The 23,282-nt window shown below is 71.1% G+C and carries 21 protein-coding genes; 17 read left to right on the forward strand and 4 right to left on the reverse strand.

All coding sequences use genetic code 11. The features are described from left to right. The first annotated feature begins 17 nt into the window (after positions 1–17). The 4 genes from LQK89_RS01975 to LQK89_RS01990 are packed head-to-tail and all read left to right on the forward strand — an operon-like array spanning position 18 to position 4,843. Positions 18–971 (forward strand): ABC transporter permease, encoded by a 954-nt coding sequence (locus tag LQK89_RS01975; RefSeq protein WP_058740807.1) that lies wholly within the window; start codon positions 18–20, stop codon positions 969–971. Then, a complete protein-coding gene (locus tag LQK89_RS01980; protein WP_231049996.1) occupies positions 968–2,758 on the forward strand; it encodes an ABC transporter ATP-binding protein in 1,791 nt (596 codons plus the stop codon). Before LQK89_RS01975 ends, LQK89_RS01980 begins: the two co-directional genes overlap by 4 nt. Beyond that, positions 2,755–3,627 (forward strand): alpha/beta fold hydrolase, encoded by an 873-nt coding sequence (locus LQK89_RS01985; protein ID WP_231049997.1) that lies wholly within the window; start codon positions 2,755–2,757, stop codon positions 3,625–3,627. The genes LQK89_RS01980 and LQK89_RS01985 overlap by 4 nt, the downstream gene beginning before the upstream one ends. A 22-nt stretch (positions 3,628–3,649) precedes the next feature. Beyond that, positions 3,650–4,843, forward strand: a complete 1,194-nt coding sequence (locus LQK89_RS01990; RefSeq protein WP_442874072.1) for a glycoside hydrolase family 1 protein — start codon at positions 3,650–3,652, stop codon at positions 4,841–4,843. A gap of 116 nt (positions 4,844–4,959) precedes the next feature. On the opposite strand, the gene LQK89_RS01995 is transcribed toward LQK89_RS01990, so the two are convergent. Beyond that, positions 4,960–5,850, reverse strand: coding sequence for an ankyrin repeat domain-containing protein (locus LQK89_RS01995; protein ID WP_231049998.1), 891 nt, complete (start codon positions 5,848–5,850; stop codon positions 4,960–4,962). Positions 5,851–6,012: 162 nt separating this feature from the next. On the opposite strand from LQK89_RS01995, the gene LQK89_RS02000 reads away from it, so the two are divergent. Further along, positions 6,013–7,344, forward strand: coding sequence for a right-handed parallel beta-helix repeat-containing protein (locus LQK89_RS02000; protein WP_231049999.1), 1,332 nt, complete (start codon positions 6,013–6,015; stop codon positions 7,342–7,344). A 62-nt stretch (positions 7,345–7,406) separates the two neighbouring features. On the opposite strand, the gene LQK89_RS02005 is transcribed toward LQK89_RS02000, so the two are convergent. Genes LQK89_RS02005 through LQK89_RS02015 form a run of 3 tightly spaced genes read right to left on the reverse strand, consistent with a single transcriptional unit; the run spans position 7,407 to position 10,271 of the window. Continuing rightward, on the reverse strand, positions 7,407–8,468 hold the full coding sequence (locus LQK89_RS02005) for a UDP-N-acetylglucosamine 4,6-dehydratase family protein (RefSeq protein ID WP_411914178.1): 1,062 nt from the start codon (positions 8,466–8,468) through the stop codon (positions 7,407–7,409). 40 nt (positions 8,469–8,508) lie between these two features. Next, complete coding sequence (locus LQK89_RS02010; protein WP_231050000.1) at positions 8,509–9,144, reverse strand: NeuD/PglB/VioB family sugar acetyltransferase; 636 nt, start codon at positions 9,142–9,144, stop codon at positions 8,509–8,511. After that, positions 9,141–10,271 carry a DegT/DnrJ/EryC1/StrS family aminotransferase gene (locus tag LQK89_RS02015; protein ID WP_174778997.1) on the reverse strand — a complete coding sequence of 377 codons (1,131 nt, stop codon included), beginning with the start codon at positions 10,269–10,271 and terminating at the stop codon, positions 9,141–9,143. The genes LQK89_RS02010 and LQK89_RS02015 overlap by 4 nt, the downstream gene beginning before the upstream one ends. 106 nt (positions 10,272–10,377) lie before the next feature. On the opposite strand from LQK89_RS02015, the gene LQK89_RS02020 reads away from it, so the two are divergent. The 12 genes from LQK89_RS02020 (at position 10,378) to LQK89_RS02075 (ending at position 23,215) form a co-directional block, all read left to right on the forward strand. Then, positions 10,378–11,007 carry an acyltransferase gene (locus LQK89_RS02020; RefSeq protein WP_058740801.1) on the forward strand — a complete coding sequence of 210 codons (630 nt, stop codon included), beginning with the start codon at positions 10,378–10,380 and terminating at the stop codon, positions 11,005–11,007. Beyond that, on the forward strand, positions 11,004–12,122 hold the full coding sequence (locus LQK89_RS02025) for a DegT/DnrJ/EryC1/StrS family aminotransferase (RefSeq protein ID WP_231050001.1): 1,119 nt from the start codon (positions 11,004–11,006) through the stop codon (positions 12,120–12,122). The genes LQK89_RS02020 and LQK89_RS02025 overlap by 4 nt, the downstream gene beginning before the upstream one ends. Then, the gene (locus tag LQK89_RS02030) at positions 12,122–13,144 is read left to right on the forward strand and encodes a Gfo/Idh/MocA family protein (protein ID WP_231050002.1); all 1,023 of its coding nucleotides are present in this window, start codon (positions 12,122–12,124) and stop codon (positions 13,142–13,144) included. The genes LQK89_RS02025 and LQK89_RS02030 overlap by 1 nt, the downstream gene beginning before the upstream one ends. Beyond that, positions 13,141–14,439, forward strand: a complete 1,299-nt coding sequence (locus LQK89_RS02035; protein ID WP_144803130.1) for a nucleotide sugar dehydrogenase — start codon at positions 13,141–13,143, stop codon at positions 14,437–14,439. Before LQK89_RS02030 ends, LQK89_RS02035 begins: the two co-directional genes overlap by 4 nt. 46 nt (positions 14,440–14,485) lie before the next feature. Next, complete coding sequence (locus tag LQK89_RS02040) at positions 14,486–15,712, forward strand: lipopolysaccharide biosynthesis protein (protein ID WP_058740797.1); 1,227 nt, start codon at positions 14,486–14,488, stop codon at positions 15,710–15,712. Between the two features lie 35 nt (positions 15,713–15,747). Beyond that, the gene (locus LQK89_RS02045; RefSeq protein WP_058740796.1) at positions 15,748–16,191 is read left to right on the forward strand and encodes a DUF3060 domain-containing protein; all 444 of its coding nucleotides are present in this window, start codon (positions 15,748–15,750) and stop codon (positions 16,189–16,191) included. 81 nt (positions 16,192–16,272) lie between these two features. After that, positions 16,273–17,697, forward strand: a complete 1,425-nt coding sequence (locus LQK89_RS02050; RefSeq protein WP_058740795.1) for a polysaccharide biosynthesis tyrosine autokinase — start codon at positions 16,273–16,275, stop codon at positions 17,695–17,697. Further along, complete coding sequence (locus LQK89_RS02055) at positions 17,694–18,332, forward strand: sugar transferase (protein ID WP_231050003.1); 639 nt, start codon at positions 17,694–17,696, stop codon at positions 18,330–18,332. The genes LQK89_RS02050 and LQK89_RS02055 overlap by 4 nt, the downstream gene beginning before the upstream one ends. Continuing rightward, complete coding sequence (locus LQK89_RS02060) at positions 18,329–19,597, forward strand: glycosyltransferase family 4 protein (RefSeq protein WP_231050004.1); 1,269 nt, start codon at positions 18,329–18,331, stop codon at positions 19,595–19,597. Before LQK89_RS02055 ends, LQK89_RS02060 begins: the two co-directional genes overlap by 4 nt. Next, positions 19,594–20,664, forward strand: a complete 1,071-nt coding sequence (wecB, locus tag LQK89_RS02065) for a non-hydrolyzing UDP-N-acetylglucosamine 2-epimerase (protein ID WP_231050005.1) — start codon at positions 19,594–19,596, stop codon at positions 20,662–20,664. The genes LQK89_RS02060 and wecB overlap by 4 nt, the downstream gene beginning before the upstream one ends. Further along, positions 20,661–21,773: a glycosyltransferase family 4 protein gene (locus LQK89_RS02070; protein WP_174778990.1), complete on the forward strand. Its 1,113-nt coding sequence runs from the start codon at positions 20,661–20,663 to the stop codon at positions 21,771–21,773. Before wecB ends, LQK89_RS02070 begins: the two co-directional genes overlap by 4 nt. Next, positions 21,770–23,215: a hypothetical protein gene (locus LQK89_RS02075; RefSeq protein ID WP_231050006.1), complete on the forward strand. Its 1,446-nt coding sequence runs from the start codon at positions 21,770–21,772 to the stop codon at positions 23,213–23,215. The genes LQK89_RS02070 and LQK89_RS02075 overlap by 4 nt, the downstream gene beginning before the upstream one ends. Positions 23,216–23,282: the final 67 nt, after the last annotated feature.

Genomic DNA, 23,282 nt, shown 5'->3' on the forward strand with positions numbered 1-23,282 from the left:
CACCCGAGGACGCGCCGATGACCAACAACGCGACCGTCGCAGTACGGACCCAAGACAAGCAGCAAGACCAGGACAACCAGCAGGCCCCCTCCAAGCTCCGCGCCGCCGCCCGCCAGTTCGGCGTCGTCTGGAGCAACACCAAGGCCCGCGTCGGCATCTGCATCCTCGCCTTCTTCGTCCTCGTGGCGATCGCCGCCCCGCTCCTCGCCCCGTACGGCGCCAGCCAGAACGGCTTCGCCCGCAACGCCGACGCCACCTGGGCGCACTGGATGGGCACCACCGCCGCCGGCGAGGACGTCCTCTCCCAACTCATCTACGGCGCCCGGGTCTCCGTGCTCGTCGGCGCGGTCGCGGGCTTCCTGTCCACGCTCGTCGCCGTCGCGATCGGCCTGAGCTGGGGCTACATCCGCGGCTGGGTCGCCGAGGTCATCGGGTTCATCGTCAACCTGTTCCTCGTCATCCCGGGCCTGCCGCTCATGATCGTCATCGCGGCCTACCTGCAGAACGGCGGCATCGCGGTCATCATCGCCGTGATCGTCGTGACCGGTTGGGCCTGGGGCGCGCGCGTGCTCCGCTCCCAGACGCAGTCGCTCCGCAGCCGCGACTTCGTCACGGCCGCGCAGTTCTCCGGTGACGGTGCCACCCGCATCGTCTTCCGCGAGATCCTGCCGAACATGACGAGCCTCATCGTCGGCAGCTTCTTCGGCGCGGCGACGAGCGCCATCCTCGCCGAGGCGGGCCTCGAGTTCCTGGGGCTCGGCGACTCGTCGATCGTCAGCTGGGGCACGATCCTCTACTGGGCGCAGAACTCGAACGCACTGCTCACCGGCCAGTGGGTCCTGCTGTTCGCCCCCGGCCTCTGCATCGCCCTCCTGGCGATGAGCCTCACCCTCATCAACTTCGGCGTCGACGCCGTGTCCAACCCGCGACTGCGCGAGGGCGCGCGCCGCAAGAAGGAGGCAGCAGCATGAGCGGCCAGACACCCGACGTGACCAGCGACGGCCTGGAGGCCCGTGGCGGCGCCGCCACGCGCCTCCCGTCCGACGCCACGCACGCCACGCAGGACGTCCTGCTCGACGTCCGCGACCTGTCGGTCGTCTACGAGTCGGCCGGCCAGACGGCCGTCCAGGCCGTCGACCACGTGTCGTTCAGCCTGCGCAAGGGCGAGTTCGTCGGCCTCGTCGGCGAGTCCGGCTCGGGCAAGTCGACCCTCGGCTACGCGCTCACCCGGCTGCAGAAGCCGCCGGCGCGGACCAACGGCGGCAGCATCGTCTTCGGGGGTTCGGACATCCGCGACCTCGACGACGAGGCGCTGCGCCAGCAGCGGCAGGGCGGCTTCGCGATGGTGCTGCAGTCCGGCATGAACGCGCTCAACCCGGTGCGGACCGTCCGCAACCACTTCGTCGACGTCTTCAAGGCCCACGGGCACGTGCCGCGTGAGCGCTGGGACGCCCGGATGCGGGAGCTCGTCGGCAAGGTGAAGCTGCCCGAGACGATGCTCGCGCGGTACCCGGGGGAGCTCTCCGGCGGCATGCGCCAGCGCGTCTCGATCGCCCTCGCGCTCTCGCTCGAACCGCAGCTCATGGTGTTCGACGAGCCGACCACGGCCCTCGACGTCCTCGTGCAGCACGCCGTGATGGACACGATAATCGAGCTGCAGCGCTCCGAGGGCTTCACGGCGATCCTGATCAGCCACGACCTCGGCATCGTGCTCGAGGCGACCGAGCGCGTGCTCGTCATGCACGAGGGGCAGATCGTCGAGGACGGCCGCTCGCTCGAGGTCCTCCGCGACCCGCAGGACGACTACACGAAGATGCTGCTGTCGCACTACGCGGACCCGCGCGCCGCGGTGGTCTCGCTGCCGGGCTTCCCGGACCGGTCGCTGCGTTCGTCCGAGGGGGCGACGCGGCAACAGACGACCTCGTCGTTCAGCACCGTCGGGTCCCGGGAACGCAGCGCCGCCCGCAACCCGATCGTCGTCGACCACCTCGTGAAGACGTACCCGGCGCCCCGCCGCGGCGAGCAGCCCGTGCAGGCCGTCCGCGACGTGTCGTTCACGCTCGAGCCCGGGCAGTCGCTCGCCCTCGTCGGCCAGTCCGGCTCGGGCAAGTCGACGATCGCGAAGATGCTCACCGGTGTCGAGCAGCCGACCTCGGGCACGGTCAGGTTCGGCGACACCGACGTGGCTCGTCTGGGAAGAAGGGGCCTGAAGGACCTGCGCTCCGAGGTGCAGATGGTGTTCCAGGACCCCTACGCAGCGCTCAACCCGCTGCACACGGTGGAGTACATCCTGTCCCGACCCATCGCGAACTACACCGGGCTCCGCGGGCGCGATGCCCGCCGACGGATGCTCGAGATCCTCGAGACCGTGGGCCTGACGCCCGTCGAGCAGTTCGCGCAGAAGCTCCCGCACCAGCTCTCCGGCGGGCAGCGGCAGCGCGTGGTCATCGCCCGGGCGCTCGCGAGCGACCCGCAGGTGATCATCGCCGACGAGCCCGTCTCGATGCTCGACGTGACACTGCGAGCCGGCGTGCTCGCACTGCTCGAGGACCTGCGGGAGCAGTGGGGCGTCTCGCTGCTCTACATCACGCACGACCTGCTCAGCGCGCGGCTCATCACCGACGACATCATGGTGCTGCACGACGGCGCCGTGGTCGAGCGGGGTCGAACGGCCGAGGTGCTGCAGCACCCCCAGGACGACTACACGGTGGCACTGCTGGACGCCGTGCCGAACCCACGGCGGACACTGCTCGCATGAGCACCCTCCACGAGTTCCCCGTCGTCGCACCCTTCGGCCACCTGCCCACCCCCGAGGGCGTCGACGCCGTCGGCATCGACCTGCCCGTCGGGCGGCTGACCGCCTACCGCGTGGTCCCGGACGGGCCGTCGAAGGGCGTCGTGCTCGTCGTCCCCGGGTACACCGGCTCGAAGGAGGACTGGCGCACCTTCATGCCGCTCCTGCGCGAGGCCGGCTGGACCGCGGTCGCGATCAGCCGCCGCGGCCAGGCCGACTCCGCGGCGCCGACGAGCCCGTCGGACCACTCGCTCGACGAAGAAGCGGCCGACGTCGTCCGGGTCGCCGCCCTGCTCGACGACGGCGCCCCCGTGCACCTGATCGGCCACTCGCTCGGGGGTGTGATCGCTCGCGCCGCGGCCATCGCGTCCCCGCAGTCGTTCCGGAGCGTCGTGCAGTTCTGCTCCGGGCCGTACGGCTGGCCCTACCGCAAGGTCACCGAGCTCACGATCCTGCACGACACCGGCGGGAACCTCCGCCAACTGTTCGACTCGACGAACCCGCTGTGGGCCGGGCGGCCGGACGAGGAGCTCCCCGACGACGTCCGGATGGTCCGCGACCGCTTCGACGCGACGAGCCCGCTGAGCGTCGTCGCCGGTGGGCACATCCTCGAGGACCACACCGACTCCTCCGCCGAGCTCCGCGCGACCGGGCTCCCGGTCCTCGTGGCGCACGGCGAGTGGGACGGTGCCTGGCCGATCCCGTGGCAGCGGCAGATGGCGGAGGACACCGGCGCCCGGTACGAGGTCGTCCCCACGAGCTACCACGGCCCCCACGTCGAGAACCCCGGCGCGACCATCGCGCTGTTCGACGACTTCCTGTCGGCGCACTGACGCCGGCGCACTGAAAGGACCCATCATCACCACGCTGCAGTTCCCCGACGGCTTCCTCTGGGGTGCCGCCACCGCCGCCCACCAGATCGAGGGCAACAACGTCAACAGCAACTGGTGGGTGCACGAGCACGAACCGGACACCACCATCGTCGAGCCCTCCGGCGACGCGGCGGACAGCTACCACCGGTACCGCGAGGACATCCGCATCGCCGCCGACCTCGGCCTGAACTCCTACCGGTTCAGCATCGAGTGGGCGCGCATCGAGCCCGAGCGCGGGTTCGTCTCCCGCACCGAGGTCGACCACTACCGCCGGATGGTCGAGGCCTGCCACGAGGCCGGCATCGAGCCGATCGTCACGCTCATGCACTTCACCGTCCCGCGCTGGTTCGAGCGCGACGGCTTCTGGCGCGCGGACGACGCGGCCGACCTGTTCGCCCGCTACACCGAGGCTGCGCTGCCCGTCGTGCAGGACGGTGTCCGCTACGTCTGCACGATCAACGAGCCGAACATCGCCGCGATGCTCGCCGGGGGTGAGGACGCCGCGAACCTCGTCGCGTACGGCCTGCCGAACCCCGACCTGCACGTGGCGGACCAGCTGCTCGCATCGCACCGGCGCTCCCGCGAGGTCCTGTCGCAGGTCCCCGGCATCCAGTCCGGCTGGACCATCGCCACCCAGGCGTTCCGCGCGAACGGCGAGCCCGGGTCCGAGGAGATGCTCCGCGAGTACGGGTACCCGCGCGACGACTGGTACCTCGAGCAGGCCGCCGGCGACGACTTCCTCGGTGTGCAGGCCTACACCCGCACCTTCATCGGTGCCTCGGGCCCGGTGCCGGTCGCGGACGACGTCGAGACGACCCTGACCGGGTGGGAGTTCTACCCCGAGGCAGCCGCCGACGGACTCCGTAGCGCGTGGGAGCTGTCCGGCCACGTCCCGCTGATGATCACCGAGAACGGGATCGCCACCGCCGACGACTCCCGCCGGGTGGCCTACACGCAGGGCGCCCTCGAGGGCATCCACCGCTGCATCGAGGACGGCATCCAGGTGCTCGGCTACCAGCACTGGTCCCTGCTCGACAACTACGAGTGGGCCTCCGGCTACCGGCCGACCTTCGGGCTCGTGGCGTGGGACCGGCAGACGTTCGCGCGGACGCCGAAGGACTCGGCGCGCTGGTACGGGCAGGTCGCGCAGGCGAACGCGCTCGAGACGCGTCGCTGACGCGACCCCGTGACGGACTGGAGGCGCGGTGCCAGCTGGCACCCCTCCCTCGCCGGCTCGGTCGGCGCGCCCCGCGCAACGCTTCGCGTTGCCGCTGAGCGGGGCGCGCCAGTCCGTCAGCTGGTCGCGTCCGGCGCGGGCCGGTCGAACCAGGCGAGCAGCGCCTCCTCGGCCTTCCGCGAGCCGCGCTCGCGCGCGATGTCCAGAGCCGTCCGGCCCTCCGCGTCCGGCATGCTGACGTCCGCGCCGCGTTCGAGGAGCGCCTCCGTCGTCCCGCGACGGTCGAACCAGGCCGCGGCGTGCAGCGGGGCGAAGCCCCAGCGGGTGTCGACCTCGTCGATGCCGGTCGGGTCCGCGCCGAAGCCGTCGAGCTCGAGCGACAGGCCGCCCACGTCACCGTGCGCGGCAGCCCGCACGGCGGGGGCTGCCCACTCGACCCAGCCGTCGGGGACCGGGCCGTACCAGCCGTGCGCCGGACGCTCCCCGAGCGCGGCCCACACGGACTCCGGGACCGGCCGGACCTCGACCACCACGTCGCGGAAGTGCACCGCGAGCTCACCGGTGGGGGAGAGCAGCAGCCGAAGCTCCCAGACGTCGGCGTCGACGTGGGCGATCTCGCCGCGGGACACCTGCACGTCGCCCGCGAGGACCGCCAGCGCCGTCGTGTCCGCCGGCTCGAGCACGGCGCGGTGGAACTCGAGGGTCACACGGGCGTGGTTCCACCGGCGCCACAGGCCGTCCGGGGTGTCGAGCACCTCGTCGGTCCGGACCACGACGGCTGCGCGCACCGTGCTCGTCGGCGCCTCGTCGATGCCCGCGGTTTCGCCGCCCGGGGTCTCGGTGACCTGCCACTCGGCGATCCGCGCCTCGTTCCAGGTGACCGAGGCGAGTGCGGCGACGGAGGGCGGGGCGTCGGTGACCAGGCGGGCGAGGTGTTCGGCGTAGCCCTCGACGTCCTCGAGGGACACGTACCCGACCCCGGGCCAGCCCACTCGACTCCATCGCACGGGTCCGAGGGTAGCGGGCCGAGCAGGAGGAGTGTCGTTCCTGCTCGATCTGCGGCAGCCCTCCGACATGCGGAATGTTCGGATGTGGCGGAGCTGCCGCGAGAGGGTGACCGCATGCGGTTCTCTCGCCGGTCCCTGTTGCGCCGTTCGGCCGGAGCATGCGTGACCCTCGCGGTCGACCATGCGCTGGAAGCGGCGCGTCGCACCGAACCTGACCGGTCCGGCCCCGACGGCGCTGGTCCAGCGGTGAGCAACGACGATCTCGAGCGTGCTGTCCAGGCTGCTCCTCCGGGTTCCACCCTCCGTCTCCGCGGCGTGTGGTCGCGCTCGACGCCGTTGGTGGTGGACCGTCCGCTGACGATGGTCTTCGAGTCGGGGTCGTCCATCACCATGACGCGCGACGTCACCGCGATCGAGGTGCTCACCGGATCGGTCGCGGTCATCGGCGCACGCCTCGTCGGTGCGGGCGCGGCGGCGTCGGGTCTCGGACGAGGTGTGCACGTTCGCGGAACCGCTGAGGAGCCGCTCGAGGACGTGCACGTCGTGGACTGCGTGGTGCGCGACTTCTCGTACGACGCGCTGCAGTTCGAGCACGTCCGGGACTTCGTCGTCGCGCGGAACACCGTCACCGATCTGGGCTACGCGGGGATCATGTTGCTGTCGAGCACCGACGGGCAGGTCGTCGACAACGAGGTACGTGACGTCCACCAGCCGGACGGGTACGTCAACTCCTACGGTGTGATCGTGTCGAGGGACGACCGACGCGATCTCTCGGCCGCACCTCGGAGTGCGCGTGTCCGGGTCGAACGGAACCGGATCTCCGGGGTCCGTCGATGGGAAGGCATCGACACGCACTCGGGCGACGACGTCACGATCTGCGACAACACCGTCCGGGACTGTCGTGTGGGGATCGCCGTCGTGCCGTCCAAGGACCCGGGCGACCGGTCCTACCGGATCGGGAGCCACCGCGCCGTGATCGCGCGCAACCGGATCGAACGCAACGAGGTCCTGCCGCCCGGCTCGGGGATCGTCGTCCGCGGAGCAGGAAGTCGGCTGGGTGACGACCTGGACCGCACCGATGCCGTCGTGACGGGCAACGTGGTGATCGGCCACGGCGGAGGACCCCGCGAAGCGGGGATCCTCGCCTACTTCACCCGGGGGCTCACGCTCAGCGACAACCACCTGGACAGGTGTGAGCGAGCTGCGATCTCCCTCTACCACTCCAACGACGCCGCCATCGTGACGCGGAACTCGGTGTCCGGACTCGGACGGTCAGAGCCCGCCCAGATGACGGTCGCGATCGAGGCTCCGTCTGCCGGGACGTCTGCGCAGGTGCTGGCCACGCGGGTCCGTCCTGCAACCGACGGAACGCTGTGTTCCGTCGGCCTCGTGTGCGGCACCGGGAGTACCGTCACCGCCCTCGCGAACGACTGGTCCGGTGCGGCGCGGCCGGTCGGCGGTGGCGGCACGATCGATCGGTGCAGCGACGGCTGACGGATGCGTCCGTGCCCGCGAACGCGCCGCCCGGTCGGGCCTGGGCGCAGCGCGCCGGTCGCTCAGGCAGGGACGCGGGTGCCGGGGGCGCGGTCGATCGTCCACCGCTCTTCGTCGAGGGCCGTCGGGCACAGCGGTGGCACTGACGCATGGGAGATCTTCGGGTGGACCGGGCGCTCGTCGGACTCACCTTCCCCGATCAGCTCCTCGTGGAGCTTCTCCCCGGGACGGAGCCCCGAGAACACGATGTCCGCGTCCGCATCGAGCTCGGCGATCAGGCTCTCCGCGACGTCGAGGATCCGGACCGGTTCGCCCATGTCCAGGACCAGGACCTCTCCCGGGCCGGCAGTCGCGCCCGCCTGGATGACGAGGTGGCACGCCTCCGGGATCGACATGAAGTACCGCGTCGCGTCCGGGTGCGTGACCGTGACCGGGAGACCGCACTGGATGAGCTCGACGAAGAGCGGGAGCATCGAACCGCGACTGCCCAGGACGTTGCCGAAGCGGACCGAGACGTAGTCGTTGCCCGTGGTCGACGCAGCCCAGGCGGTCAACCGCTCGCCCAGCCGCTTCGTCCGTCCGAGGACACTCGTGGGGTTCGCCGCCTTGTCGGTCGAGATGTTCACGAACGTCTGGACCTGTGCGGCGGCCGCCGCCTCGAGCACGTTGCGCGTTCCCACGACGTTCGTCTTCCATGCTTCGTCGGGGTACTGCTCGAGCATCGGCAGGTGCTTCAGCGCGGCCGCGTGGAAGACGACCTCCGGCCGCCGCTCGGTCATGATGGCGGCGATGGCTGCGCGGTCCCGGATGTCAGCGAGCACGACGTCGCGTGTGTCGAGCAACCCGTGCCCGGCGATCGAGACCTGGACGGCCTGGAGCGCGGATTCGTCGCGGTCGAGCATGATCACCTCGGCCGGCTCGAACCGGCGGATCTGTCGGCAGAGCTCACTGCCGATCGATCCGCCGGCGCCCGTGACGAGGACCCGGCGCCCGTGGAGGAAGTCCGCGGCGAGTTCGAGGTCGCTCGGGGCTGAGGCGTGGCCGATCAGGCGCGCGATGTCGATGTCGTCGAGCGCGAGGTGCTTCCGGCGGGACGGATCGGTCGGTCTGAAGGAGTGGTTCACGGTGCTCCAGGTGCTGAGGCGGACGAGGATGGGTGACGGGCTAGCGGGGTCGGGCGGGAACGCCCACCACGGTGGTGCGGCCCGTGACGTCCCGGGTGACGCACGAACTCGCCGCGACCACGGCGTCTGCCCCGATGGTGCGGTCCTGGAGGACGACGGCGCCCGCGCCGACCACCGTCCGAGCTCCGATCGACACCGTGCCGGACACAGTCGCCCGAGGATTGAGGGAGACGTGGTCGCCGAGGGAGACGTCGTGTCCGACCACGGCGCCGGGGTTGCAGTGCAGGTGTCGCCCAGCGCGCACGCGCGACCCGATGACGGCGGAGGCGCAGACGACGGCACCGGGTCCGAGTTCGACGAGCGAGCCGACGGAGGCCGACGGATGGACGACCGTCGCTGCGACGGCCCCGGCCGCGGTCGCGCGCTGGTCGATCGAGGCGCGGACGGCGGGGTCGTTGATCGCGATCACGTAGTGGGCGTCCTCGGCGTCGATCAGCCATGTCGTCAGGTCCCCGAGGTGCAGGATCCCCATCCGGTCGAGCACCTGCAGGGCTGACGGTGACGGTGCATCGTCGACGACCCCGAGGACCTCGAGGCCGGCAGCACGCACGACGTCTGCGGTCTCGCGACCGAAGCCGCCGCCGCCGATGATGGTGATCGCGCCCTTGCCGGTCATCCTGCGACGCTCCGGATCACTGCGAGGACACGGTCGAGGTCATCGTCCCGGAGCGATGATCCGCTCGGCAGGGTGAGGCCCCGGGTGAACAGGGCCTCCGCGACACCGGTGACGGCCGCGTCCGAACCTGCGTGCGCGGGTTGCAGGTGCATCGGCTTCCAGAGCGGCCTGCTCTCGATGTCCGCCGCCGCCAGCGCCTGTGCGAGGTCCGGCGCGCTCCATCCCGCACGGTGCGGGTCCACGACCACGGCCGTGAGCCAACAGTTCTCCTGCTGGTCCTGTGGTGCACGGCCGAGCACGCGCGCGCCCGGGACACTGTCGAAGACGTCACGGTAGGCAGCCCGAACGACTCGTCGACGCTCGATCATCGCGTCGAGGCGCTGGAGCTGGGCGCGACCGAGTGCGGCCAACACGTTGCTCAGCCGGTAGTTGTAGCCGACTTCCTTGTGTTCGTAGTGCGCGACGGGCTGACGGGCCTGCGTGGCCAGGTGACGCAGCCGCTCGGCGACGTCGGGGGAGTCCGTGAAGACCATGCCGCCACCGGAGGTCGTCATGATCTTGTTCCCGTTGAACGACACGCACGACGTGAAGCCGAAGGCACCGACCGGCCGACCGCGATGGCGGGATCCGAAGGACTCGGCGGCATCAGCGATCAGCGGCACCGTGAACTCGTCGCACAGCGCACCGATCGCGGTGTAGTCGACGACGTGGCCGAGGAGGTCGACCGGGACGACCGCGCCGATCCGGTGCCCGTCGTCGCGCAGCCGTCGCAGGACCGAACCCAGGAGGGCGACGTCGATGTTGCCGTCGAGGTCCGTCGAGTCGACGAACACGGGTCGGGCGCCCGTGTACCGGATCGCGTTCGCGGTGGCGGCGAAGGTCATCGTCGATGTCGGCACCACGTCGCCAGGACCCACTCCGGCTGCGAGCAGCGAGAGGTGGAGCGCTGCCGTGCCGGAGGAGACGGCGACGGCGTGTGCCCGACCGACGCGTGCAGCGGCTTCGCGTTCGAAGGCCGTCAGTTCCGGACCGACCGGCGCGACCCACCCGCTCTCCACTGCCCTGGTGACGGCCGCGGCTTCGCTGGGGCCGACATCGGGCGGGGAGAGGAGGATCGATCGGGTCACGCGATGAGGATATCACATGACAAAACATCGAGTGTTTTGGAATAACGGGTGATATGTTGTACGCTCGTCCGAGTCGAAACTCGACCTGCTCACCGAAGGAGAACCCATGCCCGAAGGATCCGACCTGACCGCTGCATCGGCGCCGCCGTTCGTCGCTCGCGGCGCAGTCGTCGCCTCGTCCGCGCAGCTCGGTTCGGGAACCCGTGTCTGGGATGACACGCACGTCGAACCGGACGTCACGATCGGGGCGGAGACCGTCGTCGGACGTGGCGTGACCCTGGCGCGTGGCGTCCGGGTCGGATCGCGGTGCAAGATCCAGAACGGCGCGCTCCTCTACGAACCCGCGGCGATCGGGGACGGCGTCTTCGTCGGGCCGGGTGTCGTGTTCACCAACGACCGGACGCCACGGGCGGTCCGGCCGGACGGCTCGGTGCAGACTGTCGACGACTGGGAGAGCGTGGGTGTGACGGTCGGTGACGGCGCGTCGATCGGAGCAGGGGCGGTGTGCGTCGCGCCCGCGTCGATCGGGGCCTGGTCGATGATCGCTGCCGGCGCCGTCGTGACGAGTGACGTGCCCGACTTCGCCCTCGTGGTCGGGGTGCCGGCGCGCAGGATCGGTTGGGTGGGGCGAGCCGGCCGTCGTCTCGTCCCCGACTCCTCGGGACTCCTCACGTGCCCGGTGACGGGTGCTGAGCACCGGCTCGACGGTGACGTCCTCCAGGAGGTCTCCGCATGACCGACCTCATGGCCTCGGTCGGAGCCGAGTCGGACTTCATCCCCGCTGCCAAGCCGCTCATCGGGACTGACGAGCGACGCGCCGTCGACGCAGTGCTCGCGAGTGGGATGCTCGCTCAGGGCGCCGAGGTCGCGGCGTTCGAGCGCGAGTTCGGTGCGACCCTGGTCGACGGGCGCGACGCCGTCGCCGTCAACTCGGGGACGTCCGCGCTGCACCTCGCCCTGCTGGCCGCAGGCGTGGGACGGGACGACGAGGTCATCGTCCCGTCGTTCACCTTCGCCGCGACTGCGAACGCCGTCGCCCTGGCCGGCGCGACGCCGGTGTTCGTCGACATCGACCCCGAGACGTACTGCATGTCGTCGGCCGCCGCCCGTGCAGCCATCACGCCGCAGACCACCGCGATCATGCCGGTGCACCTGTACGGTCACCCCGCCGACATGACGGCGCTCGGCGCGCTGGCGGCATCGCACGGACTCGCCGTCGTCGAGGACGCTGCGCAGGCGCACGGAGCGCGGTGGTGCGGCCGTGCCGTGGGCACCTTCGGGGTCGCCGGCGCGTTCTCCTTCTACCCCACCAAGAACATGACCGCGGGGGAGGGGGGCATGATCACCGTCGCCGACGCGAACGTCGACCGCCTCCTCCGGCTGTACCGCAACCAGGGCATGGAACGCCGCTACGAGAACGAGGTGGTCGGGTTCAACGTGCGCATGAGCGAGCTCCACGCTGCCATCGGGCGCGTGCAGCTCCTGAAGGTGCTCGGATGGACCGCGCAGCGGCAGGCGAACGCCGCGTACCTCTCACGCGAGATCACGACGGTCGGGACGCCGCTGACGGCGCCCGGCGCCGAGCACGTCTTCCACCAGTACGTGGTGCGGGTGCCGGAGGACCGTGACGGCTTCGCCCGTGCCCTGGAACTCGAGTACGGCGTCGGATCCGGCGTCTACTACCCCACGCCGGCGCACCGGCTCCCGTCCTTCGCTCTCGATCTCGATCTACCGGAGACAGAACGTGCCGCTCGTGAGGTACTCGCGCTGCCGGTGTACCCGACCCTGACCAAGCGCCAGTTGGACCGCGTCGTCCAGGGCGTCGAAGCACTGTCCCGGGCGGGTGCCTGATGGGCGCCGTGCGCACGGCCGTGATCGGGCTCGGGATGATGGGGCGCCACCACACGCGCGTCCTGCGTTCCCTGCCCGGGGTCGAACTGGTGGCGGTCGCCGACGCCCTCGGCGATCGCCACGGCGTCGCCGACGGTGTTCCGGTGATGCCGTCGGCCTCGGACGTGCTCCGACTCGGGATCGACGCGGCAGTCGTGGCGGTCCCGACTTCAGCCCACGAAGCCATCGCCCTCGAACTCGCCGAAGCAGGTGTCCACTGTCTCGTCGAGAAGCCCGTGGCTTCCGACGTCGCAGGAGCCACTCGGATGGTGTCTCGGTTCGACGAGGCCGGCCTCGTCGGCGCCGTCGGACACATCGAGCGGTACAACAGCGCCCTCCAGGAGCTCCGGCGTCGACTCGACGCCGGCGAGCTCGGCGAGGTGTACCAGGTCGTCACCCGACGGCAGGGCCCCTTCCCCGCCCGGATCGCGGACGTCGGCGTGGTGAAGGACCTCGCGACACACGACATCGACCTGACCTCGTGGCTGCTCGGCAGTCCGTTCGTCCGGCTCTTCGCGCAGGCCGCCCACAAGAGCGGGCGCGAGCACGAGGACCTCGTCGCGTTCTCCGGGACACTCGCCGACGGCACCGTCACGAACCATCTCGTCAACTGGCTGTCGCCGTTCAAGGAACGCGTGACGATCGTGACCGGCGAGGGTGGATCGTTCGTCGCCGACACCCTCACCGGGGACCTGTGGTTCCACGAGAACGGCACGGTCGCCACCGAGTGGGACGCGGTCTCGGCGTTCCGGGGCGTGTCGGAGGGGCCCGTGACCCGTTTCGCGTTCGCCAAGCGGGAACCCCTCGTCGCAGAACACGAGGCGTTCCGCGACGCCGTGCTCGGCGACCGCAGCCGCATCGTTCCCCTCTGCGACGGTCTCCAGACCCTCCGCGTCGCCGAGGCAGCGATCGAGTCGGCACGCACGCTCAGCATCGTCCACCCACTCGCCCCGAGCGAGCACACTGAAGGGACACCAGCATGAAGATCGGCGTCATCGGCCTGGGGAAGATCGGTCTCCCGCTCGCCGTCCAGTACGCGACGAGCGGCCACGACGTGATCGGGATCGACGTCGATGACCGTGTCGTCCAGTCGGTCAACGCGGCCACCGCGCCCTTCCCGGGCGAAGCAGGCCTCGAGCTCGCGCTGTCCGACGTCGTGGCCGCCGGACGGTTGCGCGCGACGACGGACTACGCCCGAGGAGTGCCCGACCGAGACGCGGTGGTCGTCGTCGTACCGCTCTTCGTCGACGGCGGCGGAACGCCGGCCTTCGACTGGATGGACGCTGCAACCGATGCCCTCGGCGACCACCTCACCCCCGACACCCTCGTCGCCTACGAGACCACGCTGCCCGTGGGGACGACCCGCAGTCGGTGGGCACCGCGGCTCGAGGAGCGTTCCGGGCTCGTCGAGGGACGCGACTTCGACGTCGTGTTCTCTCCCGAACGGGTGCTGACCGGGCGCGTCTTCTCGGACCTCCGGCGCTACCCGAAGCTCGTCGGCGGGCTGTCGGAGCGGGGTGCCGCGCGTGCCGTCACCTTCTACGAGTCCGTCCTCCAGTTCGACGACCGAGACGACCTGCCGCGCCCGAACGGCGTCTGGGACATCGGTTCGGCCGAGGCCGCCGAGATGGCGAAGCTGGCCGAGACCACCTACCGCGACGTGAACATCGGACTCGCCAACGAGTTCGCCCGGTTCGCCGAGCGGGCGGGGGTGGACGTCGAGCAGGTCATCCAGGCGTGCAACTCCCAGCCGTACAGCCACCTGCACACCCCGGGCATCGCCGTCGGAGGGCACTGCATCCCGGTCTACCCGCGGCTGTACCTGTGGAACGACCCCGACGCGACGATCGTCCGCGCCGCACGGGCACGCAACGAGACCATGCCTGCGCACGCGGTCGAACTCCTCCGCGCCGAGCTCGGCGACCTCCGCGCTCGACGTGTGCTGGTCCTCGGGGCTGCCTACCGAGGTGGCGTGAAGGAGACCGCATTCTCCGGCGTGTTCCCGACCGTCGAGGCGCTCGTCGCCCACGGCGCCGAGGTGTCGGTGCACGACCCGCTCTACACGGCCCAGGAGCTCGAGGAGCTCGGTCTCCGTCCCGCGCGCCGTGGCGAGCACGCCGACGGGGTGATCGTCCAGAGCGACCACGCCGAATACCGGCGCTGGACGTCCCACGACGTCCCGGGTGTCCGAGCCGTGGTCGACGGGCGTCGAGTGCTCGACGCGGCATCGTGGCAGTGCGCCTTCCGTGTCATCGGTGCGCCGCCGCCCGGTAGCTGACGTGGCGCGCCGCGTCGCCGGCTCATGGCGACCCTGGCGTTCCGGGGTGGGCAAGATCCTGACCGGCAGTGTGATCGGCCAGGGGGTGGTCCTCCTCGCCTCGCCCCTGCTGACCCGGCTGTACACGCCTTCGGGCTTCGGGACGCTGGCGGTGGTGACGAGTACGTCGGCGATGGTCGGAGCAGTCGTCACACTCGGTCTGGAGCGGGCGGTACCCCTGCCGCGGAGCCACACCGGCGCCCGTGCGCTCGCACGATCGGCTGTTGCGTCGCTCGTGGCCTGGTCGATCGTCGTCGCGATCGTCGCGTACCTCGGACGAGGTGCACTCGCTGAACGGTTCTCAGCACCGGGCCTGTTCGACCTGTGGTGGACGATCCCGTGCGGCGCGGCGGCGATCGGCGGCCAGCGAGTCGTCGCTGCGCTCCTGATCAGGCACCGAGCGCACGGTCGCATCGCGCAGCGGAACGCCGTGCAGGGCATCGTCCAGGTCGTGAGCGGAGTCGTCCTCGCGCCCACGGGTGCGCTCGGACTCGTCCTCGCGCCCACGGTGGGTCGGCTGGTGGCGAGCCTGGGTGTCGGCGCCGGGCCACGTCGGCGCGACGGTCACGGCCCGGTACCGCTCCGCGTGGTCCGCGCCACCCTGCGCCGCTACCGTCGGTTCGTCTGGTACACGCCCGGCTCGGCACTGATGAACGTCGCGGGACAGCAGCTCCCGTGGCTCGTCATCGCGGCGAGTCAGGGGGTGCTGGTCGCCGGTCTCGTCGGACTCAGCGTCCGGGTGCTGGCGACACCGGTCGGCGTCCTCGCCGAGGCGGTCGCGCAGTCCTTCGCGGGACTGTTCGCGGAACGCCTCCGGGCAGCAGACCGTGATCTGCTGCCCCTGGTCGTGCGGACCTCCGGGCGGCTCCTCGTCCCGGCGTCCTGCGCTGCCGTGGTCGTGGTGGTCGCCGGCCCCGAGCTGTTCGCGCTCGTCTTCGGCGAGAGCTGGCGAGCCGCCGGCGAGTTCGCTCGCGTCCTCGTCGTCGTCCACGCCCTCCAACTCGTCACGTCACCCGTGTCCCAGGTCCTCCCGCTGCTCGAACGCCAAGCCACGCAGCTGGGCTGGGACGTCGGACGGACGCTCCTCGTGACGGGTGGTCTCCTCGTGGCGGTCGTCGCCGGGGCGAGCACCCCCGTCCTCCTCATGACGTACGTCGCGCTCGCGGCAACCGCTTACGCGGTGCTGTGGGTGCTCGTCGCCACCGCGGCTCGGCACCACGACGCAGCCCGGTGAACCCATCCGCTCCACTCCATCCTGAAAGGAACCCCATGTCCCTCCGACCTGCCTTCCGAACCGCCACCGCGGCAACCGGGGCCGTCCTCGTCGCGATCCTGCTCTCGTCCTGCTCCGGCGGCCAGTCCCCGAGCCCGACCGAGTCGGCGTCCTCGAAGCCGAAGGCCTCGGCGGCCGAGCCGACGAAGGTCACGTACAACGAGTGCCTCGACGGAGCCGCCCAGGTGTCCGTCGACCGCTCCGAGAAGCCGGTACGCGTCGTCGATTGCGACGGCGTCAACATCATCACCTCCGACCAGTCCTACGAGCTCGGCGCGGTGAAGGTGCTCACGGTCGAAGCGAGCAACGCGACCATCACGATCGGCGAGCCCGGTGTCCAGAAGATCGCCGTCCTCGGATCGGGCAACACCGTGACCTACACCGGCGCGGCCCCCGAAGTGAGCGATGAAGGCGAGGGGAACACCCTCTCCGCGCGGTGACCTGCTCGGGGCGGCGGACCGTCCGCCGCCCCGTCCACCGACCGCCGTCCATCCCCACCCCGTCTCGAAAGGAACACACCGGTGACCCCGCTCCTCAAAGCGCTCCTCTCCCGCTGGTACATCGTCGTCGCCGGCATCCTGCTGGGCTGCGCGGCGGCGATGGCCCTCTCCGCCACCGTCACGCCCCAGTACCGGGCGACCACCAAGCTCTGGGTGTCCGTCGGAGGCGACGCCGAGTCGTCGGCACTCGAACTGGCACAGGGATCGAACGCAGCGCAGCAGCGCATCCGCTCGTACCTCGACCTCGTCTCGCAACCGATCGTCCTCGAACCAGTGATCGAGGAGCTCGGCATGTCGACATCTGCCGACGCGCTCGCCCGGGCGGTCTCGGCCACCTCGCCGACCGGCAGCGTCGTGATGGAGGTCTCCGTCACGTCGCCGGACCCGCAACGAGCTGCCGCGCTCGCCGAGGCCGTGGCGCGCAGCTTCACGGAGGTCGTCCAACAGCGCCTCGACGCCAACGCGAACGCCGACGGGAACGCCGGCGCGGGTACCGGGGTGACGGTGACCGAGACGTCGCCGCCCACGGTGCCGACAACGCCGACGGAACCGCGCACCACCGCGAACGCTGCGCTCGGCGCGCTGGCCGGTGGCGCCGTGGGCGTGCTCGCCGCCTTCCTCTGGTGGTCCCTCGACACGAAGGTCCGTGGCCGCGATGAGATCCAGTCCACGTGGGACCTCGCGGTGCTCGGGGACATCGGGTTCGACCAGGAGGCGACCAAGCGGCCCCTCATCCTGCGCGACGAGCGGGCGAGCGTCCGAGCGGAGGCGTTCCGGAGCCTGCGGACGAACGTGCAGTTCCTCGCGTCCCGTCCGGAGGGCGCACGGACGGTCGCCGTCACGAGCTCTCGTCCCTCGGAGGGCAAGACGACGACGATCGCCAACCTGGCGGTGGCGCTCGCGGAGGGCGGACTGCGCACGGTCGTCATCGACGCGGACCTCCGCCGACCGAACCTGGCGAACGTCATGGGTGTCGAGGGCAGCGTCGGGCTGTCCGACCTGCTCATCGGCCGAGCTGAGCTCGAGGACGTGCTCCAGCCGTGGGGGACCGCGGGACTGCAGCTGCTCCCGGCCGGGACGATCCCGCCGAATCCGAGCGAACTCCTCGGTTCTCCCGCCTTCGGCGCGCTCATCGAGGCGGTCTCCGAGGACTTCGACTACGTCCTGGTCGACACCCCGCCGCTCGGTTCGGTGAGCGACGCGGCTCTCGTCTCCGCGTCCGTCCAGAACGTGCTCCTCGTCGTCGCCTCCGGTCGAGTCCGCCGCGCCGACGTCTCTGCGTCGATCGAGGCGCTGCGGACCGTGGGGTCCACGGTGCAGGGTGCCGTGGTCACCATGACCCGCAGCCGGGCCGGGAAGGACCGGTACACCGAGTACGCCTACAGCGCGCAGCCCGTCGTGCGGGGCAGCGCGCAGCGGATGCGGAAGCGGGGGTCGACAGCATGACCATGCCCGGACTGGTCGACGGCACCCCGTCGGCCACGGTGAAGCGGTTCGTCGACGTCCTCGTCGGATCGGCGCTGTTGCTGGCCGCGGTGGTCCCGCTGGGCGTCGCGATGTTGCTCGTGGCCGTGCGCCTCGGGAGGCCCGTCCTGTTCCGCCAGGAACGCCTCGGGCAGCACGGCGAACCGTTCACCATGGTCAAACTGCGCACGATGCATCACGCCGACCCGGCTCGCGGTCTCGTGACGGACGCCGATCGACTCACCCGCCTCGGCCGCTTCCTCAGGGCGTCGAGCCTCGACGAGCTGCCCGGTCTCGTGAACGTGCTGCGCGGCGAGATGAGCCTCGTGGGTCCGCGCCCGCTGCCGACCACCTACCGTGAGCGGTTCACCCCCGCCGAGCGACGACGACACGAGATGCGTCCGGGCCTGACCGGCCTGGCGCAGGTGAGCGGACGCAACGCCCTGGGCTGGGATGAACGCTTCCGGTTGGACGTCGAGTACGTCGACCAGTGGTCCCTGCTCCTCGACCTCCGCATCCTGGTCCGCACGGCCGTCGTGGTCACGACAGCCCACGGTGTCCGTGCCGTGGACTGCGCCACCATGCACGAACTCCGACCAGAGACGAGCACTCGGTGAGCGGCCACGTCGTGTGGATCGTGAACCATTACGTCGCCGAGTCGGAGCGGGACGGCAGGACCTCTCGCCACGAGCAGTTCGCGCGTCTCCTGGGCACCTACGGGTGGCACGCCGTCCTCGTGGGATCGAGCACCGCGCACCCGTCCGGACGCCAGACCCTGCGCGGCCTGACCGTTCGCGAGCGTCGTGACGCAGGCACCCACGAGGTCGTCCGGGTGCGGGGCCGTCAGTACCGCGGTCCCGGCGGCCGTGTGCTCGACATGGCGGTGTTCAGCGCCCTGGTGCTCGTGCCGGGCATGCTGCGGGACCTGCCACGTCCGGACGTCGTCGTCGGGAGCTCGTTCCACCCGTTCGCTGCCCTGGCTGCCGCGTTCCTGGCACGACGGTCCGGCGCGCGGTTCGTGTTCGAACCGCGCGACCTGTGGCCCGAGACGCTCGTCGCCCTCGGCGGGAAGTCCGAGCGATCGCTGTCGGTGCGGGCGCTGCGCGTCGTCGAGCGCGCGCTGCTCCGTCGAGCGGACGCCCTGGTGTCCCCGCTCGCTGGTGCCGGCGAGTACTACGCGCGCCTCGGCGCCATCCTGCCCTGCACGTGGATCTCGAACGGCACGAGCGATGCACACCGCGAGGAGATCGGTCCGGTCGGACACCGTCCGGACGAGTTCGTCGTCACCTACCTCGGCAGTGTCGGCCGGGCCAACGCCCTCGAAGCCGTCGTCGACGCGATGTCGCAGCCGGCGATCACGAGCCTCGCCGTCCGTGTCCGACTCCAGGTGGTCGGCGACGGTCCCGCGCTCGACGGCCTCCGGCGTCGCGCAGCAGCCGGCCCGGCGGCGTCCCGCATCGAGTTCACCGGGCGTGTGCCACAGGAGGAAGCCCGTGCCATCGGCCGTGCTTCCGACTGCCTCGTGGCGAACATGCGGGATCTACCGCTGTACCGCTGGGGCGTCGCGTTCAACAAGTTGTTCGAGTACGCCCGGGTCGGACGTCCCGTGGTGATCGGAGCCGCCGGGCCCGTACCCGTGTTCGACGACCGGACCGGGGTCGTCGTGGATGCCGACGACCCCGCGGCGCTTGCCGAGGGCATCGCCTCGGTCGTGCGCATGCGCCCCGAGGACCGAGTCGCCCTGGCCGAGCGCGCCCACGACCGAGTCGATGCCGCGTTCACCTACTCGGTGCTCACGGAGCGGCTCGCCGAGGTGCTCGACGAGCTCGCTCCCCTGAACCCCGTCCCGCACACATCGCTGCAGAAGGAGACCCGACCGTGAAGATCTTGAGCGTCGTCGGCGCACGTCCACAGTTCGTCAAGCTCGCCCCGGTCGCTCGGGCGCTCGCAGGCAGGTGCGAGCACGTCATCGTGCACACCGGCCAGCACTACGACCCGGCGATGTCGGACGTGTTCTTCGACGACCTCGCGATCCCGCAGCCGTCTCACCAGCTCGAGGTGGGGTCTGCGACCCACGGGGCGCAGACCGGGCGGATGCTCGAACGCATCGAGGCGGTCTGCTCCGCCGAGCGACCCGACGCGGTGCTCGTCTACGGCGACACGAACTCCACGCTCGCGGGTGCGCTGGCCGCCGTGAAGCTCCACATCCCGACGGTCCACCTCGAAGCCGGACTGCGGTCGTTCGCACGGACGATGCCGGAGGAGATCAACCGGGTCGCCACCGACCACACGGTCGACCGGTGTCTCGCGCCCACCGCGGCCGCCATGGCGCACCTCCAACGCGAGGGCCTCGGCGAGCGGAGCCGACTCGTCGGCGACGTGATGACGGACGTGCTCTTCGCGGTCCGTGACGCGGTCGCCGGGACCGCACCGCGCCTCCCGGCCGAGATCGGGACCGACCCGTACGTCGTCGCGACCTTCCACCGTCCGACCAACACCGACGACCCCGAGCGGTTGACGGCCGTCCTCGAGGGACTGGCGTCGGTGGGCCGTCGCGTGCTGCTGCTCGCGCACCCGCGGCTGCGCGCCAGCGCTGCGCGACACCGGTTGCTGCTCGACCGACCCGGCGTCGTCGTTGCCGACCCCGTGAGCTACCCCGAGCTCGTCCGGACCGTGCGCGACAGCGTCGGCGTCGTCACCGACAGCGGCGGGCTGCAGAAGGAGGCGTTCCTGCTCCAGCGCCCGACCGTGACCGTCCGGAGCGAGACCGAGTGGGTCGAGACGGTCGACCTCGGGTGGAACACGCTCGTCGGTGACGACCCGACGACGATCGGGGCGGCCTTCGACGATCTCACGACACCGATCACGGGCGCGACGCCCTACGGTGACGGACACAGCGCGCGCCTGGTCGCCGACGAGGTGCTCGAGGTCGCAGGGGCTGTCCGATGAGCCGCGTGGACATCGCGCACATCTCGAGTGCGCACCCGTGGACGGACAACCGCGTGCACCTGCGCGAGGCGGCCGGGCTCGCTGCTGCCGGCTGGCGGGTCCTGCTCGTCGCCGTCGAGAGCGACCTCGACGTGCCCGAGACCGGGGTGCAGCTCCGGACCGTTCCTCGTCGACGACGCCTGCAGCGCGTGGTGATGAGCTCCGCGCAGGCGCTCTGGATCGGGTGGCGCAGTGGCGCGACCGTGTTGCACCTCCACGACCCCGAACTCGTTTGGGGCATCCCCGTCCTCCGCCTGCTCGGCCGACGCGTGGTGTTCGACGCGCACGAGGACCTGCCGAACCAGGTGCGCACGAAGGCCTACCTCGGTCGCATCGGGACCGCACTCGCACGGGTGCTCGCGTCCGTGGTCGTCCGCGTCGCCGGGACGGCGGATCGTGTCGTCGCCGCGACCGAGACGATCGGCGACCGGTTCGACGAGCGGAAGACCGTCCTCGTGCGCAACTTCCCCCGGCTGCGCGACGACGACGAGCAGGCACACGACCGCGAGCCCGCCGTCGCCTTCGTCGGCGCACTCGACGTCGCGCGCGGCGCGGAGGTCCTCGCGGATGCCGTCCTGCACTCGTCCTTCCCGGAGGGGTGGCGACTCCGTCTGGCCGGACCGATCCGTCCGGCAGCTCTCGTCGACGGCTTCGACCAGGGGGTCGAGCGCGGTCGGGTCGAACTCCACGGTCAGGTTTCCCCCGGAGCGGCGCGCGATCTCCTCGCGGCGTCGAGCATCGGTGTCGTCACGCTCTTGCCGACGCCCGCCCACCTCGACTGCCTCCCGACCAAGCTGTTCGAGAACATGGCGGCCGGGCTGGCCATCGTGGCGTCGGACTTCCCGCTCTGGAGGCGCATGCTGCGCGGGTACGACTGCGTCACCTTCGTGGACCCCACCGATCCGGCAGCGGTCGCGCGTGCGATCGCCGACTACGCCGGAGACCCCGGACTGCTCGCCCGCCACGGAGCCGCCGCAGCTGCGGCGGCGCGGGAGACGTTCCGGTGGGACCGCGAAGAACGAGCCCTGGTGGAGATGTACCGGACGCTCATCGGAGACCCGGTCCGATGACGGTCCTGAGCGCCGGCACGGCGACCGCCACGCACCTGCCCGGGCTCCGGTCGGCCCGGGTCCTCGGGCGACCGACGATCCTCGCCGCTGTCGTCGTCGTCTACGCGGCGAGCCTGCACGCGGTCTACGCGGGGCTGATCTCCGGCCCCTTCGCCTACGCCGGGTACACGGTGGTGTCGCAGCCATGGCAGGACCGGGTGCTCGCCACGCTCATCGCGGTGGGGGTCGCACTGGTGCTCCCGGCGCGGATCACCCGCGCCTCCGACGTCGTGCTGTGGATGCTCTTCGGTGTCTGCCTCGCTCCGGCGATCCTGATGGCCGGCTACACCGGGTACCTCACGCCGGCAGCAGCGGCACGCTTCTCGTTCCTGCTCGCGACCGCGTTCGCGGCGGCCGTCGTGGCGGTCCGGTGGGGTAGGGACCGCGCCTGCGCCGCGAGCGCCCGTGGTGACCTGTCCGCAGCCGATCGACGGACCGCGCCCGACACCGTCCGGATCGGCTCCCGGGTCGTCGACCGGAACGCGCTCGCGTGGGTGCTCTGCGCGGTGTACTCGGCGGCGACCTACGGTGTCATGGCGACGACCACCGGCTTCAGCTTCCACTTCGTGTCCCTCGACGACGTGTACGACGTCCGAGCGGCGTACGCGGACGACCTCTCCGCCGGCGGCCCGCTCGGCTACCTGCTGAGCGGGCAGGCCTACGTCGTCAACGTGTACGTCATGATCCGTGCGTTCTCTCGCCGCGTCTGGCCGCTCGTCGTCCTGGCCGCGCTCGGGCAGTTCGTCATCTACTCCACGACCGGGTTCAAGACCGTGCTCTTCTCGATCCCCGCGATGGTCGCGATCGCACTGGTGCTCCGTCGTCGGCGACCACGGTCCGGGACACCGCTCCTGCTGGGCCCGGTGCTCCTCATGCTCCTCAGCGCCGGCGCCGACCTGCTGCACGGCGGCATCACGTGGACGTCCTTGTTCTCGAGGCGGTTCATCGTGACCCCCGGGCTGCTGACCTCGGTCTACGCGGACTACTTCTCGGACCACCCGGTGGCGCTCTGGGCGACGTCCTTCACCCGCCTGTGGGTGACGTCGCCGTACGACACCACACCGACGAAGACGATCGGGCAGTACATGCTCCCCGGGTCGCAGGTGAACGCCAACGCGAACCTGTTCGCTGACGGCTACGCGAACCTCGGCGCCGTCGGGCTCTTCGTCATCGCGGCAGTGCTGGCCGTGTGGCTCCGGTGTCTCGACCGATGGAGCGTGGGGATCCCGGTGCCGGTCGTCGGCGTGCTCGTCGTGATGAGCGCCGTCACCTTGTCGAACACGTCGATCCTGACCTCCATGCTGTCGCACGGGCTCCTCGTGGCGACCCTCCTGATCGCAGTGATGCCCCGGCACGGCTGGCGCTGGTTCGACCGCGGTGCCGACGGCGGGCCACCGGCGTAGCCACGACGTTCGTGCATCGATGCGTCGACGGGTGCGGCCTCGAAGTCGGGGCCGCACCCGTCGTCGC

Origin of the sequence: Curtobacterium sp. C1 (assembly GCF_021049325.1) — a bacterium.
Lineage (GTDB): Bacteria > Actinomycetota > Actinomycetes > Actinomycetales > Microbacteriaceae > Curtobacterium > Curtobacterium citreum.